Annotated in this window: 13 protein-coding genes; 8 read left to right on the top strand and 5 right to left on the bottom strand. The window is 63.6% G+C overall.

The window, feature by feature from the left end; all coding sequences use genetic code 11:
- The first annotated feature begins 5 nt into the window (after positions 1 to 5).
- Entirely contained in the window at positions 6 to 2,093 is a 2,088-nt protein-coding gene (locus E4S61_RS08460; protein ID WP_135303501.1) for an alpha-amylase family glycosyl hydrolase, read from the top strand.
- Between the two features lie 165 nt (positions 2,094 to 2,258).
- Here E4S61_RS08460 and E4S61_RS25340 read toward each other — a convergent pair whose 3' ends face one another.
- A complete protein-coding gene (locus E4S61_RS25340) occupies positions 2,259 to 2,426 on the bottom strand; it encodes a DUF7556 family protein (RefSeq protein WP_167768453.1) in 168 nt (55 codons plus the stop codon).
- Between the two features lie 402 nt (positions 2,427 to 2,828).
- Between E4S61_RS25340 and E4S61_RS08455 the strand changes: the two genes are divergently transcribed.
- The 5 genes from E4S61_RS08455 (at position 2,829) to E4S61_RS08435 (ending at position 9,330) form a co-directional block, all read left to right on the top strand.
- On the top strand, positions 2,829 to 3,674 hold the full coding sequence (locus E4S61_RS08455) for a CBS domain-containing protein (RefSeq protein WP_135303500.1): 846 nt from the start codon (positions 2,829 to 2,831) through the stop codon (positions 3,672 to 3,674).
- A complete protein-coding gene (gene glyS / locus E4S61_RS08450) occupies positions 3,671 to 5,407 on the top strand; it encodes a glycine--tRNA ligase (protein WP_135303499.1) in 1,737 nt (578 codons plus the stop codon). The genes E4S61_RS08455 and glyS overlap by 4 nt, the downstream gene beginning before the upstream one ends.
- Position 5,408: 1 nt before the next feature.
- Complete coding sequence (locus tag E4S61_RS08445; RefSeq protein ID WP_135303498.1) at positions 5,409 to 6,002, top strand: diacylglycerol/polyprenol kinase family protein; 594 nt, start codon at positions 5,409 to 5,411, stop codon at positions 6,000 to 6,002.
- 107 nt (positions 6,003 to 6,109) lie between these two features.
- On the top strand, positions 6,110 to 8,680 hold the full coding sequence (locus tag E4S61_RS08440) for an ERCC4 domain-containing protein (RefSeq protein WP_135303497.1): 2,571 nt from the start codon (positions 6,110 to 6,112) through the stop codon (positions 8,678 to 8,680).
- An 89-nt stretch (positions 8,681 to 8,769) separates the two neighbouring features.
- The gene (locus E4S61_RS08435) at positions 8,770 to 9,330 is read left to right on the top strand and encodes a redoxin domain-containing protein (RefSeq protein ID WP_167768452.1); all 561 of its coding nucleotides are present in this window, start codon (positions 8,770 to 8,772) and stop codon (positions 9,328 to 9,330) included.
- Here the strand turns inward: E4S61_RS08435 and E4S61_RS08430 are convergent.
- Entirely contained in the window at positions 9,327 to 10,247 is a 921-nt protein-coding gene (locus E4S61_RS08430) for an Sjogren's syndrome/scleroderma autoantigen 1 family protein (protein ID WP_135303495.1), read from the bottom strand. The genes E4S61_RS08435 and E4S61_RS08430 overlap by 4 nt on opposite strands.
- A 181-nt stretch (positions 10,248 to 10,428) precedes the next feature.
- On the opposite strand from E4S61_RS08430, the gene mdh reads away from it, so the two are divergent.
- Entirely contained in the window at positions 10,429 to 11,343 is a 915-nt protein-coding gene (gene mdh / locus E4S61_RS08425; protein WP_135303494.1) for a malate dehydrogenase, read from the top strand.
- A 68-nt stretch (positions 11,344 to 11,411) separates the two neighbouring features.
- Here the strand turns inward: mdh and E4S61_RS08420 are convergent, their stop codons facing one another.
- From E4S61_RS08420 to E4S61_RS08410, 3 genes are read right to left on the bottom strand one after another with little or no spacing between them, the layout of a single operon-like run.
- Positions 11,412 to 12,110, bottom strand: coding sequence for an OapC/ArvC family zinc-ribbon domain-containing protein (locus E4S61_RS08420; protein ID WP_135303493.1), 699 nt, complete (start codon positions 12,108 to 12,110; stop codon positions 11,412 to 11,414).
- On the bottom strand, positions 12,110 to 12,493 hold the full coding sequence (locus E4S61_RS08415; RefSeq protein ID WP_135303492.1) for a DUF2073 domain-containing protein: 384 nt from the start codon (positions 12,491 to 12,493) through the stop codon (positions 12,110 to 12,112). The genes E4S61_RS08420 and E4S61_RS08415 overlap by 1 nt, the downstream gene beginning before the upstream one ends.
- 6 nt (positions 12,494 to 12,499) lie before the next feature.
- Positions 12,500 to 13,141: an Era-like GTP-binding protein gene (locus tag E4S61_RS08410; RefSeq protein WP_135303491.1), complete on the bottom strand. Its 642-nt coding sequence runs from the start codon at positions 13,139 to 13,141 to the stop codon at positions 12,500 to 12,502.
- Positions 13,142 to 14,292: 1,151 nt separating this feature from the next.
- Between E4S61_RS08410 and E4S61_RS08405 the strand changes: the two genes are divergently transcribed.
- Positions 14,293 to 15,846 carry a Cdc6/Cdc18 family protein gene (locus E4S61_RS08405; protein WP_135303490.1) on the top strand — a complete coding sequence of 518 codons (1,554 nt, stop codon included), beginning with the start codon at positions 14,293 to 14,295 and terminating at the stop codon, positions 15,844 to 15,846.
- Position 15,847 lies beyond the last annotated feature (1 nt).

Raw genomic sequence — 15,847 nt, 5'->3', positions numbered from 1 at the left:
CTGGTATGACAGACGACGACATGGCCCTCACCAGACGCCACCTCCTCGCGTCCTCGGCACTCGCGGCGCTGGCGGGGTGTCCCGGCGACGGCGGCGAGACGGAAACAGCCACGGACGGCGACCAATCAGCGGAGACGGACACCGCGACTGGGACGCCGATGACGGATGGTCCCACCCCCGCTGATGCTCCGCAGTCAGCGGTTCGCGGATCGCACGCGCCGGGACCGCCCGTGTTCACGAGCGTCGGCGAGACGATTCGTGCCCCCGAGTTCACCGGCGTCGAGAGCAACCTCGCGCCGTGGAACCCGACACGGGACGGCGAGTACGTCTGGTCGGTCACCGACGCGCCCAACGAGAGCGACGCGTCTGTCGAAGACGGGGCGGCCGTCGAGTTTGAACCCGACGTGCCGGGCACCTACACGCTGGAACTTTCTGCCCCCGACGGGACGCATCCGCTGACGGTTCGGGCGTTTCCGCGCCCGACCAGTGGCGAATCGCGATCGACGCTCACCCTCTCCGGCGAGACGACCGACGACGAAGTCGTGCTACGTGCAGCCGCGCGCCCACCCGCCGAGAGCGAGCAGTCGGCTGCGGACCTTGCGGTCGAATTTCTCGTCGACGACCGGGACAAAGCGGCGCTCGACGACAGTATATCCGTCGAAGGAAACGAAGTGCGGTTCCCACTCTCGACGCTGTCGGAGACCGTCCGGGTCCACGCGGCCGCCACCAGTGAGACAGGCCGGAGCGTCGCCGACACGGTCCACGTCGCTCCCGACGGGACGGTCAGCCATCCGAGCGAACCACCCGCGTGGGCCGAGGACGCCGTCGTCTACGAGATTTTCGTCCGCCGGTTCGGCGCGGACGTGGACTTCCAGTTCCTCGAATCGAAGGTCGAGTACATCGACTCGATGGGGGCCGACGCGGTGTGGCTCACGCCGATTCTAGACGCTCACAGCCACCGTGACGAGACCCAGCCGGGCGGGCCACACGGATACGACGTCATCGACTACTTCGAAACGGCTGACGCCCTCGGCACCCGCGAGGCCTTCGAGTCGTTCGTCGACGCGTGTCACGAACGGGATATCAAGGTCATCTTCGACCTCGTCGCAAATCATACCGCCCGCGAGCATCGCTACTTCCAGTCGGCCATGCGCGGGGAAGACGCGCCGTTCCGGGACTGGTACCGCTGGGAGGGCGGGACCGCGCTCTATTACTTCGGCTGGCGGGGCATCCCCGCGCTCAACTTCGACAATCCCGCGGTTCGGTCGTGGGTGTTCGCCGTCGCCGAGGAGTGGGCCAACGTCGTCAACGGCTTTCGCTGTGACGTGGCGTGGGGGATGCCCCACAGCTTCTGGAAGGAGTTCCGTGCCCGCATCAAAGCCGACCACCCGGAGTTCCTCCTCCTCGGCGAGACCGTCCCGTGGCAGGACGACCACGTCGACTTCGCCGAGAACGAGTTCGGCATGCAATACGCGGAGAACCTCTTTTCGACGCTGGGCGCGATTGGTACCGGCGAGGAGCCCGCGGACGCGCTCCAGGAAATCGTCGCGGAGCGACGGGACGCCGGCTATCCCGACCACGTCACGATGCTCAACTACATCGAGAATCACGATACCGACCGCTACCTCGCGGGTGCGAGTCGGGCGGCACAGCGGGCTGCCGGAGCGGCGACGTTCACGCTGCCCGGCGCGCCCATGCTCTACTATGGACAGGAGACCGGTCTTACCGAGATGCGCGAGCGGATGAACTGGGACGGTGCCGACGGGGAGTTACGAGCGTTCTATCGCGCGCTCGCCGAGACTCGCCACGCCGAGCGCGCCCTCCAGTCCGACGCAGACGTCGTCTCGCTGTCGGTCGCACCCGAGCACGATCGCGTAACCGGATACGCGCGCGAGGCAGGCGGCGAACGCGTCCACGTCCTGTTGCACTTCGGCGAGGGCGCAGTCGAGGTGGCCCAGCCCGCCGACGTCGAACGCACCGACCGTCTCACCGGGTCAGACATCAGCGCCAGGGACGGGACCGTCACCGTCGAGACGGCGGTCGTCCTACGAGCCGACGCGCTGGCGAATAGCGACGACGGGGACGCCACGTAGCTCCGACCTCGAACGCCGTTCGGCGTCAGCCGTTCTGCCGTCGTTGGCAACCCGTTTTAGTGGCCAGTAGCTCGCCGCTGTGTCTCGTGCCGAGTCCGTACACGGAACGAGAGCACCGTAGCTACAGCGATCAATCCTGGAAAATATGTCGCCGGATGAGGCGACTTACCGCCACTCCGGGAGCGACGCGGCGTCGCACAGCGGGAGTGTCATATAGGCGTCGTCCTGCGAGATGTCTGCGATGACGAGCGTTTCAGTCTGACCTTCCTCGACGGAAGCCATAACTTCTGCGTCTTCAGCGACCTCCGCTGGGGCGACCGTGTCCGGCTCCATGCATGATAATATGTAACACCCACATATAAACGTAGCGGAATCACCGTCCGAAGCGGGAGCACGTACTACAATTCTGAACAATAGAAATGTAAGAAGATCGTTGTATCTCCTATCCGAAGAGCGAAGGGATGGGCCCGAAGTCGCTCGTTTTGTAACGGAGGAAAACTCTGCGGGCGGAAGTATGCTGTACATAGCCGGTTCTTGGATACTCGATATGAACATACCAGTTTCCAGTGTAGTTTCTTCGCATCTCGTCGCGCCGGCGCTTGTGTCTCCACGAGTCAGTTTGGCATCCCGGCGCTCGACATCGACGGCGAGAGACGGCTTCGACGCCCGAGAACACCTGGACGAGACCAGTGGATGTTAAGGACTTAGTAGATGCGGGAAGGAAGGTACGCCAGTATGAACGTTGCAGACGCGATGACGCCGCGCTCGGAAGTCGTCACGGTCGAGATTCCGGGTACCCGTGACGACGCGCTTCAGTACCTCCAAGAGCGGGCGTTCTCGTCCGTCCCCGTCATCAAAGAGACAGACGACGGCGAGGAGTTCCGCGGACTGGTCTCTCGTGAGATGCTCATCAACAATCCCGACGAGGACCAGATCGCGCTCCTGGTCGAGGAGACGCCGACGATTACGGCCGATGCGAGTATCGAGGAGGCCGCGCGACTGATGGTCACCGAAGCGGCGCGTCGAGTGCCCGTCGTCGACGGGAAGTTAGAGGGAATCGTCACTATCACCGACGTCGTTCACGCCATCGCTAACGGGGATGCCGACGGGGACGCCACAGTCGGCGGACTCGCCCGGAGCGACATCAACTGCATCTACGTCGAGACGCCCCTAACCGTCGCAGAGCGAGAACTCTCGTATGCGGAAGTCCCCTACGGAATCGTCTTAGACGACGACGGGGAGATGACCGGGATGCTCACCGAAGTCGACATCATCGATGTGGCTCGCGTCGTCGAAGGCGAAGACGACACGGGCGAGTCGATCGCCAACGAGGACGACGAGTGGGCGTGGGAGGGCATCAAGGCCGTCGGCGGCCGCTACATGCCGACACGGAACGTCGAGTTGCCAAGCGAACCCGTACGGGAGTTCATGACCGCCGACGTGATCACCGTCAGCAAGCGCCGGACCGCAAAGGAGGCCGCGCAACAGATGATCGAACACGACATCGAACAGATTCCGCTGATGGCCGGTAACGAACTTGTCGGCATCGTCCGCGACATCGACTTGCTGGAGGCGCTATGAGTGAAGGCGAACGGCTGACCGAACTGGCCAAGCGGCGCGGCTTTTACTTCCCGTCTGCGGGCGCTTACGGCGGCGCCTCCGGCTTTTGGACCTACGGCCCGCAGGGCGCGGCGCTCAAGTCCAACATCGAGGACGCGTGGCGCGACCGCTTCGTCGTCCGTGAGGGCCATCAGGAGATCTCCGCGCCGGACGTGATGCCCGAGCCAGTCTTCGAGGCATCGGGCCACTTAGCGGGCTTCGACGACATGATTATCGAGTGCCCCGGCTGTGGCGCGACTCACCGCGCCGACCACCTCGTCGAGGACAACACCGACATCGAGGAAGCCGAGTCCCTCCCGAACGAGGAGGTCATGGAAATCATCGCCGACCACGACATCGAGTGCCCCTCCTGTGGCGAGTCCCTCGGTGGCGTCTCGGTCGACAACTTCAACCTGATGTTCGAGACGAACATCGGCCCCGGCAGCTCTTCGCCGGGCTACCTGCGACCGGAGACCGCACAGGGCATCTTCGTCGAGTTCCCGCAGCTCTCGGAGTACGCCCGCAACCAGTTGCCCTTCGGCGTCGCCCAGATCGGGAAGGCCTACCGGAACGAGATTTCGCCGCGGAAATCCCTCGTGCGCGTGCGCGAGTTCACGCAGGCCGAACTCGAACACTTCGTGGACCCCGAGGAAGACGAACCGCCGCTCGAAGACGTCGAGGACGTGATTCTGCCGCTTTACTCCGGCGAGAGCCAGCAGGCCGACGACGGCGGCGTCGAGGAGATGACCGTTGGCGACGCCGTCGCCGAAGGCGTCATCACGAGCGACTGGGTGGCCTACTATCTGGGCGTCGCCCGGGACTGGTACGAGCGCATCGGCGTCGATATGGACCGCTTCCGGTTCCGCCAGCACCTCCCCGGCGAACTCGCTCACTACGCTTCCGACTGCTGGGACGCCGAGACCGAGATCGACGGCGACTGGATCGAAGTCACCGGCTTCGCCTACCGGGGCGACTACGACCTGCGGAAACACGCCGACCACTCCGGCGAGGACTTCACCGTCTTCAAACAGTACGACGAACCCGTCACGGTCTCCCGCCCCACCGTCGACCCCGAGATGAGCTATCTCGGTCCCGAGTTCGGCGGCGACGCCCAGGCGGTGGCCGACGCGCTCGAAGCGCTGGCCGAGCGTGACCCTGATTCGTTCGAGGGTAGCGAGGTGACCGTCGAGGCCGATGGCCAGTCGTACACCGTTCCAGTCGAGCAGACGAACTTCAGCGTCGAAGAAGTCACCGAGAACGGCGAGCACGTCCGCCCGCACATCGTCGAGCCCTCCTTCGGCGTCGGTCGGCTCATCTATACGGTGCTGGCCCACGCCTACACCGAGGACGAGGTCGACGGCGAGGAGCGGACCTATCTCGACCTCCCGCCCGAACAGGCTCCGACCACCGTCGGCGTCTTTCCCCTGATGGACAAAGACGGGATGGCCGAGTACGCCCACGACATCGCGGACGCGCTGCGAGCGGCCGGCCACTCTGTCACCTACGACGATTCGGGCGCGATCGGCCGACGTTACCGCCGACAGGACGAGGTCGGCACGCCCTACTGCGTCACCGTGGACTACGAGAGCCTCGAAGAAGACACCGTCACCCTCCGCGAACGCGACTCCACCGAGCAGACGCGCGTCTCCATCGACGGACTCGCCGAGACGCTCGACCGCCTCGCCGACGGGGAGACGACTTTCGACGCCCTGTAAGATGGCCGACGAGGTCGCTCGACGACTCGTTCACGTCACTGGCGCGACGGTCCCGCTCGCACACGTACTCGCCCCCGACACCGTTAGCTGGCGGGTCGTCCAGGTCTTTCTCGCGCTCTCGGTTGCCGTCGTCGTCGTCTTGGAGTTCGTTCGGCTGTTCGTCGGGTTGGACTGGGCCATCTACGACCGCTTGACCCGACCGTACGAGCAGGACAACCCGGCCGGGTACGCGCTGTACATCGTCGGGATGGCGCTCGTCGCGGGTTCGGTCGGCGTCCTCGGAATGCCCGTCGATGTTGCCGTCTCGGCGATGTTGATGTTAGCTATCGGCGACCCCATCAGCGGCCTCCTCGGCTCTAACGACGCGAGTACCGTCAAGCAAGTCTGGGTGTTGCTGGCGATGTTCGGCGTCTGTACGCTGCTGGCCTCGCCGTTCGTCCCGCCCGCGGCGGCGGTCCTGGGCGGGCTGGCCGCGACGTTCGCCGACGGCGTCAAGCCCACCATCGCCGGCTACGTCGTCGACGACAACTTCTCGATTCCCGTCCTCGCCGCCGCGACGATGTGGGCTGGCGTGGCGTTTCTCGGTGGCTTCTGAGTTACTTGCCAGTCACGCTACCCCGGCCAGCCCGAGCGATCCGCCGGTATTTCACTTTCACCACGCTACCTGAATCCTTAACCGGCATCGGGGCGAACGCCACCCCAATGGCGACCGCCGACGCCGACGCAGACGCCGGTGGGGAGTACGTCGAACACCCACTGGTCACCGACGAACTACTGGAGAACCGTCGGTATCAGGTCGAACTCGCCGACGTGGCCGAACACGGCGATACGCTCGTCTGTCTGCCGACCGGCCTCGGGAAGACGACCGTCTCCCTGCTGGTGACCGCCCGCCGTCTCGCCACCGTCGGCGGCAAGTCCCTCCTGCTGGCCCCGACGAAGCCGCTCGTCCAACAACACGCCGAGTTCTACCGTGAGGCGCTGACGATTCCCGACGACGAGATCGTCGTCTTCACCGGCGAGGTGCGACCCGACGACCGGGCCGACCTCTTCACCGACGCCCGCGTCGTCATCGCCACACCGCAGGTCGTCGAGAACGACCTCGTCGGCAACCGCATCGACCTCGGACCGGTCACCCACTGCACCTTCGACGAGTGTCATCGCGCGACCGGCGACTACGCCTACAACTATATCGCCGACCGCTACCACGCAGATGCCGGCAACCCGCTCGTCACCGGCATGAGCGCCTCACCCGGCGACGACGAGGAAGCCATCTTGGACGTCTGTGAGAACCTCGGCCTCTCGGAAGTCGCGGTGATGACCGAAGACGATGCCGACGTGGCCGAGTACACCCACGACACGAGCGTCGAGTGGAAACGTATCGAGTTGCCCGAAGTGGTTATCGAGATCCGCGACGCCATCAACGAGGTGGTCGCCGACCGCTTAGCGGAGCTGAAGGAACTCGGCATCACCAACAAGTCCTCGCCGGACGTCTCCGAGCGGGAGATTCAGGGGATGCAGGCCGAACTCCGGAAACTGATGGACAACGACCAGAGCGAGGGGTATCAAGGGATGAGCTTCCTCGCGGAGATTCGGAAACTACGCACGGCGGTCACCTACGTCGAGACCCAGAGCGTCGAGTCCCTGCGGCGGTACTTCGAGCGCCTGAAGGAGGCCGCCCGCTCCTCGGGCGCATCGAAGGCCGACCAGCGCCTCGTCAGTGAACCCAAGATACGCGAAGCGATACGGAAGGCCCGCGACTACGACGACCTCCACCCGAAATTCCGCCGCACCCGGATGTTGCTCGCCGAGACGCTCGGCATCGAGAACGGCGAGCGAGTCATCGTCTTCACCGAGTCACGCGACACCGCCGAGACGCTCGTGAACTTCCTCTCGGAGCACTTCCAGACCGAGAAGTTCGTCGGCCAGTCGGACACCGACGGTAGCGAGGGGATGACCCAGAACGAACAACAGGAGACGCTCGACCGCTTCCGCAGCGGTGAGTTCGAAGTGCTCGTCTCCACCTCCGTCGCCGAGGAGGGACTGGACGTCCCCGAGGTCGACCTCGTCCTTTTCTACGAACCCGTCCCCACCGCCATCCGTGCTATCCAGCGGAAAGGACGGACCGGCCGACAGGCCGAGGGCCGCGTCGTCGTCTTGCTCGCCGAGGACACGCGCGACGAGGCGTACTTCTGGAAGGCCAGAAACGACCAGAAGCGGATGAAACACGAGCTGAACGACCTGAAGAGCGCCGCTGGCGAACTCGAAGCCCGGCTCGACCAGACCGGACTAGACGAGTACGAGGACGCCGACGGAACCGGAGAGACTGATGGAACCGATGAGACCGACGGTTCCAGTGGAAGCGGTAGGGCGAGCGGGAGCCCCGAGTCAACGGATGCTCCAGCCGAAACGGGGGGGCAGCGCGATAGCGGGAGGAGCGGCGACGAGAAGAGCGCGACCGACGACAAGGAGAGGGCCACCGACGACGCGCCTTCGCCCCCCACCGACGACGACGGTGACGGCCAGACCGGCCTCGACGCCTTCGCCGGCGAGGACGTGGCCGCCGCCGAGACGAGCGACGAAGACGACCTCGACGGCACCGTCGCGGCTGCCGACGGCGACGACGCTATCGAGATCGTCGCCGACCAGCGCGAACTTGACTCGACCATCGCCCGCGACCTCTCGACGCGCGAGGGCGTCGAGACGCGACTGGAGACGCTCGCCGTCGGTGACTACGTCCTCTCGGACCGCGTCGTCGTCGAACGCAAGACGGTGGCGGACTTCCTCGATACCCTGACCGGCGGCGACCGCTCGATGTTCGAACAGGTCGGCGACGCCACCCGCCACTACGCCCGCCCCGTCGTCGTCATCGAGGGCGAGAACCTCTACGGCTCGCGGAACGTCCACCAGAAGGCAATCAACGGTGCGCTGGCGTCACTGGCCGTGGACTTCGGCGCGAGCGTGATGCACACCGCAGACGAGGGCGAGACTGCGGACCTGCTCGAAGTCATCGCCGGCCGCGAACAGGACGACGGCGACCGCGAGGTGAGCGTCCACGGCGAGAAGCAATCGAAGACCCTGCCGGAACAACAGGAGTACGTCGTCGCCGCCGTCGCCGAAGTCGGCCCGGTCACCGCCCGCAGTCTCCTCGACTACTTCGGCAGCGTCGAGGCGGTGATGACCGCCACGCACGAAGACCTACTCGACGTGGACGGTATTGGCGACGTGACCGCAGAGCGCATCCGCGACGTGGTCGGTAGCGAATATGAGCCATGAGTTCCGCTTTCGCATCGATTTCACCAGCTTTCCACGGATAGCAACTTTCATGCAGTTGTATGTCAGAGTGGTCCCCGGGGGAGAGAACAGTGACGGAACCAAACACAGACGGCAATCGGTATTTCGATTTCGAACTGCCCAACGTCGGTGCAGGCAGCGAGACCCTCCACTCGGCGACGCTTGCCGCCGAACACGAGTACGTCCTCGCCGTCTTGCTCCGCAACCACTACTGCCCGCTGTGCCGGGAACTCGTCCGCGAACTCGCGGGCCGCTACGACGAGTTCGCTACCCGGGGGACCGCGGTCGTCCCGGTCCTCCCGGACATCCGCGAACGCGCCCTGGTCTGGCATCGACGGTACGAGCTTCCATTTCCGATGCTCGCGGACCCCGCCGCCGACGTGGTCACCGGCGACCGACGGGAGACCGCACCGGACGAGTTCGAGACGTTCGAGCCGTTCCAGCGGACGATTCCGAGTCTCCCGGGCGTCGCGCTCTTGGAGTGCGTAGACGACAGCCTGAAAATCGTCTCCAGACACGGGGGACCGAATCCGCAGGACGTTCCCACGATCGACTCGTTACTGCGTCGCCTCGACGCACAGCGTGACAGCGACGTCGCCGAGGGGCCCGAAGGTATCCGCGCCGACACTTAACGTCTCGTCGCGTCGAGCGCCGCTGCCGCCTCGCGGGCCGCAGCGAGGTGGTCTTGCGCTTCTCTCGGGTTCTCGGTGGCCGCGGCTCGTTCTGCGAACCGTCGAGCCGTCTGTGCGAGCAGTGCCTCTGCCGCGGCGAGGTCGGCCGCTACGTCGCCGCTCGACTCCTCGGAACGCGCGGGCGTTCGAGTGGAAACAGAGGGGGTCGGCCGGTCGGTCGAGGGCGCGCTCTGGCGGTCCGTGTCTCGCCGAGGCACCTCTCGTCGGGCGTCTGTATCGGTACGGTCGGATTCTGCGTTCCTCGATAGCTGTCGACCCTCGTCTTCTACTGGAGTCCGGTCCGGGTCGGCTGATGGGACCTGCTGTGGCGTCTCCGCCCGCTCGTCACGCGCTGACCGTCCAGCAGCTGGTTTCTCGGCGTGCCGGTCGTTCGCCGGTCGCTCGCTCGTCGAATCGGTCGCCACCGAGTCCGCGTCTGCCGTCTGTGGGTCGTCGGTTTCGCCGTCGGCGGGGGGTGCGGTCGCGTCGTCGCTCGCGCTCTCCCCCTCACTCCCACCGAACTGGACGCGTGCGTCTTCACTCGGATTGGCGACTTCGATGTGGTCGCCCGACTCGTCGTCGGCCTGCGTTTCACCGCTTTCTGGGTCCGCCGGGGTCGTCGTGTCCTCGGCGTCTTCGCCGTCCGCCGTCTCTCCCTGCTGTTGGTCTCGCGAAATCGGCTTCTGACAGGTGGGGCAGAACTCCTGTCCGTCGTAGCGGAAGACCGGGTCACCGCAGTCCGAACAGTGGGCGTTCGTCATCGTCGCGCCCTTCAACAGCAGTTCGCTCATCTGTTCGGTCGCCTCGCGTTTCTCCTCTTCGGCCTCGAACTTCTCGCGTAACTTCTCGCGTTCGGCCTCTTTGTCGAAGTCGCTCATATCTGATGCAACGCCGCGACCCTGAAAACCCTTTACGGGTGGAGACTGCAGAAAGAGAGAGCCAGTTCGGCAGGAGGACGCTTCAACGCCCCGCTTTCCGCGGCAGTTGTCCATCGTCGTTCGCCCGAATGAGGGGGGTTTCGACACGTTTAACGTTCGCGCGGCAGGCGTTTCGAATGGTATGACAAAGGTAAGCGTAGTCGGCGCGGCCGGAACGGTCGGCGCTGCGGCAGGGTACAACATCGCGCTCCGCGATATCGCCGACGAAGTCGTCTTCGTCGACATCCCGGACAAGGAAGAGGACACCATCGGCCAGGCCGCCGACACCAACCACGGCATCGCCTACGACTCGAACACGACGGTCCGACAGGGCGGCTACGAGGACACCGCCGGCTCGGACGTCGTCGTCATCACGGCCGGCATCCCGCGCCAGCCGGGTCAGACCCGCATCGACCTCGCGGGCGACAACGCCCCCATCATGGAGGACATCCAGTCCTCGTTGGACGAACACAACGACGATTACGTCTCGCTGACCACGTCGAACCCCGTCGACCTGCTGAACCGCCATCTCTACGAGGCCGGCGACCGCTCGCGCGAACAGGTCATTGGCTTCGGCGGCCGCCTCGACTCCGCTCGCTTCCGCTATGTCCTCTCCGAGCGCTTCGAGTCGCCGGTCCAGAACGTCGAAGCGACCATCCTCGGCGAACACGGCGACGCGCAGGTCCCCGTCTTCTCGAAGGTCCGCGTTGATGGAGCCGACCCCGACTTCACCGACGACGAACGCGAGGAGATTCTGGGCGACCTCCAAGAGTCCGCGATGGACGTCATCGAGCGCAAAGGTGCGACTGAGTGGGGCCCGGCCCGCGGCGTCGCCCACATGGTCGAGGCCATCGTCCGTGACACGGGCGCAGTGCTGCCCGCGTCGGTCAAGCTACAGGGCGAGTTCGGCCACGAGGACACCGCCTTCGGCGTCCCCGTCCGACTCGGCAGTAACGGCGTCGAGGAAATCGTCGAGTGGGACCTCGACGATTACGAGCAGGACCTGATGGCCGAAGCAGCCGAGAAGCTCTCAGAGCAGTACGACAAGATAGAGTAACGTCGGACAACGGCGGGCATTTCCGCCATCTCCATTCTCTGCGGATTTCTTCTGAGATGCGCAGACCGCTAGGACTCGCGAATCGTCTCCGGCACCTGAATCGAGTAGCGACCGTCTTCCTGTAGCGCGACGATGTACTCCTCGCGGTCGTACAGCTCCATCAGATTGAGCTCGTACTGGCCGGGTTCGAGTACCTTGATGGACTCGAACTGGTCGTTGAGTTCTTCGCGCAGTTCCTGTAGGTCGGGCCGGTCCGCGTCGTCGGGTTCCGCGGACTCGTCCTCGTCCGTTTCCACCGGTTGGAACCGGTGTTCCGTCTCGGGGTCGCCTTGTGCCGCAGAGATCTCGTCGGGTGAGACTACGTCGCCGCGGGCGCTCGCCTGTGCGGCATCTTCTGCGTCAGCCGCGTCGGCCGCCGGTCCTTCGGCGGAGCCGTCAGCAGCCTCGGTCGTATCGGTCGACGCCGCTGCGTCGGCGTCCGCCTCGGTTTCGGCACCGATAGTCGGCTGCTCGTCTTCGTCCGACGGACCACCGACGAAATCTCGAACCGTCGCAGCCGTCTTGCCGACCGTGCGCGCGACCGTACTGTCGCCGCCCGGTGGCTCCGGCGGTTCCGGCGGTTCCGCGTCGCTGTCGGGCGGCGTCTCGGCGTCGACACCGTCGGGGCGGAACTGGAACTTGTTGCCGCCGCAGTTCGGACAGCCCGAAAGCATCTCCTTCGAGCCGTCGTCGAACACGCGACCACAGTTCGTACACTGATGCGGCATTATTTCCGGGAGACGAGCGCACTGATGAGGGTTTCGTCCTTGTGGAGCGTCTGAATCTGATTGGCCGGCCCGATGACGGTCAGTTTCTTCGTCGACTCTTTGCCCATGATGCGGTCTAAGATGCTCGCATCGGCGGTCTCGGATTTCGGGTAGGTCTCGATCTCGATGCCGTTGAACTCGTCCGGGCTGATCTCGGTCATCGTCACCTCGATGAGTCGGGACTCCTCGTCCGGCGAGAGCCCCTCTTCGAGGATGACGATATTGCCATCGCGCACCCCGTCGAGAATCATCCGTATCTTCTCCATCGAGGCCATCCCGTCCATCCGTTCGCCACTAATGAGGTCTATCTGGACGCCGTCGTCCTGTCCTTTGATTTCTGCCATACTAGTTCACCCGAAGTACTCCGCGATCTTGTCGTAGACCTCGTCCATGTTGTCCCCTTCCAGCGCAGAGAGCGGAATCGTCTCGTGCTGGGGGTAGGCGTTTCGAATCCGCTGTACCGACGAGTCCTCTAGGTCGATCTTGTTGGCGAGAATCAACACCGGGAGGTCCTGACTCTCGATGATGCCGATGAGCATCGTGTTGACCTGCGTGAACGGATCAGTCGAGGAGTCGAGCACGTATATGACGCCGTCGACGTCTTCGCGAAGCCAGTGCATCGCTTCCGCGACCCCTTCCGTGGCTTCCCGAGAGCGACGAACGGCATCGTCTTTCTCCATATCGTGTTCGAGAAACTCGGTGTAGTCGACTTTCGTCGTGACACCGGGCGTGTCGACGATGTCGATAGTCACCTTCTTTCCGTCTCGCTCGATCTCGACGTTCTCCTTTCGCCGTGCGCGTCGCGTCTCGTGAGGGACGTGACTCTCCGGGCCGACGGCGTCGCCGGTCCAGTCCCGCGCGATCCGATTCGCAAGCGTCGTCTTGCCCGCGTTGGGCGGGCCGTAGATACCGATCCGCTTTGGGTCTTCTTCAGAGAACAGCGTCGATGCTGCCCGCGAAATGCTATCTTTGAGGTTTGTTAACAATCCCATCCTATCCTCCAGCCGCCCGGACGTGCCGAAATGGCGGCTTCTGCCCGTAGAAGATAGACGAATTCACTTAAGGCTACGTCAGACATATGAGATATTTCTGATAGTAGTACGTATCGAGTCTCTGAGATATCGCCACTCCTACCTATCAGAGAGGGTCGGCTTGAAACCAATGAGGTGTCTGAAAGCCGCGAAAATGACTCTTTCTCTTGTATTTCTTCCTCTTGTAGCATGTTGATTATCAGAGTAGTATTAGAGTCGGTAGGTGAGTAATCGAGCGCGAAGTAGCCGAGCGTCTATCAACATCGAGATGTGATGTGAGATAGCAGGTGTCGAGAGTATGAGACGGGACCGGCATGTCGAACGCGGGACCGAAGCGGGTGGATGGGAAACGACGGTGGGGGAAGGAGCCCCCCACCCCTTCGTTTCAGGTGGAACCGGTAACAGGCCCGTTATCGAGACCACGCGACAGTCGATTCGACGGTGTTCGAGGAAGGATTGTCGCGACCTAGACTAGCGATAAGCGGACCAACAGGAACTGAAACACTAGTCTAGCCGTACACCACAACTACTAGTCACTTCTTTCTCGCTAGTGCGGATTTGGTTTTTCAGACAATGTATTAAATCTTTCCTAGACTAGCTACCACCTGCTGCTGGCTTGCACCCCCTCCCCGCCTTTTTGGGCGCTCCACCCGAAACGAAGGGGTGGGGGGGTCGATCCGCAATCCGGGATGGATGGATTTCCGTCACGTCCAGAAAGCAGTAGCCCCACCCTACAACGACGTTCGGGGGAAACTCCAATCGAGTCGCGACGACGAAGTACCCACCCCGTCGTTCGACTCGAATCGACGCACTACCCCCACCCCAATCGAAGCAAGTCGGTGGTACCACCGCCCTAACAGTCGGGTGACGGTCGTTCTCCAAGACCGAGATGTAGAGCGCCCCTTCCCGTCGACAGCAGCGTTTCAGGTCCAGCCGAGAGCGGTATACGACCGAAATATTTAATACGCAATCAGCCACGGGTTCATGTGGTTCAACTGGACGCACCCGAGAGCGTCGAAACTCGCCAACGATGGCAAAAACGCGTTCGTCGCGTCCGCTCTCCCGGTGCGTGCCCGACTTTCCACTCGAAACGAAGGGGTAGCTCTCCGAGCATGACTGACGCAAGTGACGATCCGGACACGGAGCCTGATACGCCGGAGGACGATTCGTATGACCTCTCGGCGGACGAGCAGTCCGCCGAGACGCGATCGCGGACACCGGACCTAGACGACGTCGTCCTCGACAACCTCGACACCGGCGACAGTGGCGACTCCGACGAGGCCTCCCGTGGGCTGTTCGACGACTTACTGGAGGGCGAGCCGATATTCGAGAACAAAGAGGTGCTTCGCCCCTCCTACACGCCGCACAAGCTCCCCCACCGCGAGGAGCAGATCAACAACATGGCGACTATCCTCGTCACAGCGCTCCGTGGGGATACACCCTCGAACATCCTCATCTACGGGAAGACGGGGACGGGCAAGACTGCCAGCGCCAAGTTCGTCAGCGAGGAACTGGAGACCACGTCACAGAAATACGAGGTTCCCTGCGAAGTCGAGTACATCAACTGCGAGGTGACGGATACGCAGTACCGCGTCCTCGCACAACTCGCCAACAAGTTCATCAACAAGAACGTCGAGGTAATCAACGACCAAATCGGGGAACTAGAAGAGCTCGCTTCGCGCGCACGCGAAGACGACGCCGTACTCGCCGACACCACCTTCGAGAGTGTTGACGTGATCGACGACGAGATCGACTCGTTGGCCGCAGACAAAGAGGAGTTCGAGGAAGTGCCAATGACGGGGTGGCCGACCGATCGGGTGTACTCTTCGTTTTTCGAAGCCGTCGATTACCACGAGCGAGTGGTCGTCATCATGCTCGACGAAATCGACAAACTCGTCGAGAAGTCGGGCGACGACACGCTCTACAACCTCTCACGGATGAACTCCGAGCTGGAGAACTCCCGCGTCTCCATTATGGGCATCTCGAACGACCTAAAGTTCACCGACTTTCTGGACCCTCGCGTCAAGTCGAGTCTCGGCGAAGAGGAGATCGTCTTCCCGCCCTACGACGCCAACCAGCTGCGCGATATCTTGCAGGCGCGGGCCGACGTCGCGTTCAAAGGTGACGCTCTCTCCGAGGATGTCATTCCGCTGTGTGCGGCCTTCGCCGCACAGGAACACGGGGACGCCCGGCGCGCGCTCGACCTTCTGCGAACCGCTGGCGAACTCGCCGAACGCGACCAGACCGATCAGGTCGAGGAAGACCACGTCCGGCAGGCCCAAGAGAAGATCGAACTCGACCGAGTCGTCGAGGTGGTCCGGACGTTGCCGACCCAATCGAAGATCGTCCTCTTCGCCATCATCCTCTTAGAGAAGAACGGCGTTCGCAACATCAACACCGGCGAGGTGTTCAACATCTACAAGAACCTCTGTGAGGAGATCGACGCCGACGTCCTGACACAACGCCGGGTCACGGACCTCATCTCGGAGTTGGACATGCTCGGCATCGTCAACGCCGTCGTCGTCTCGAAGGGTCGATACGGCCGGACGAAGGAAATATCGCTGTCGGTGCCGACCGAAGAGACCGAAGCGGTCCTGCTCTCGGATTCCCGCCTCGGGGACATCGACGACGTGCAACCGTTCGTACAGGCACGGTTCGACAACTGAA

Source organism: Haloarcula amylovorans (genome assembly GCF_004681185.1).
Taxonomy (GTDB): domain Archaea; phylum Halobacteriota; class Halobacteria; order Halobacteriales; family Haloarculaceae; genus Haloarcula; species Haloarcula amylovorans.
Note: the sequence above shows the minus strand (reverse complement) of the source record. Positions and strands in the feature narration are given on the sequence as shown.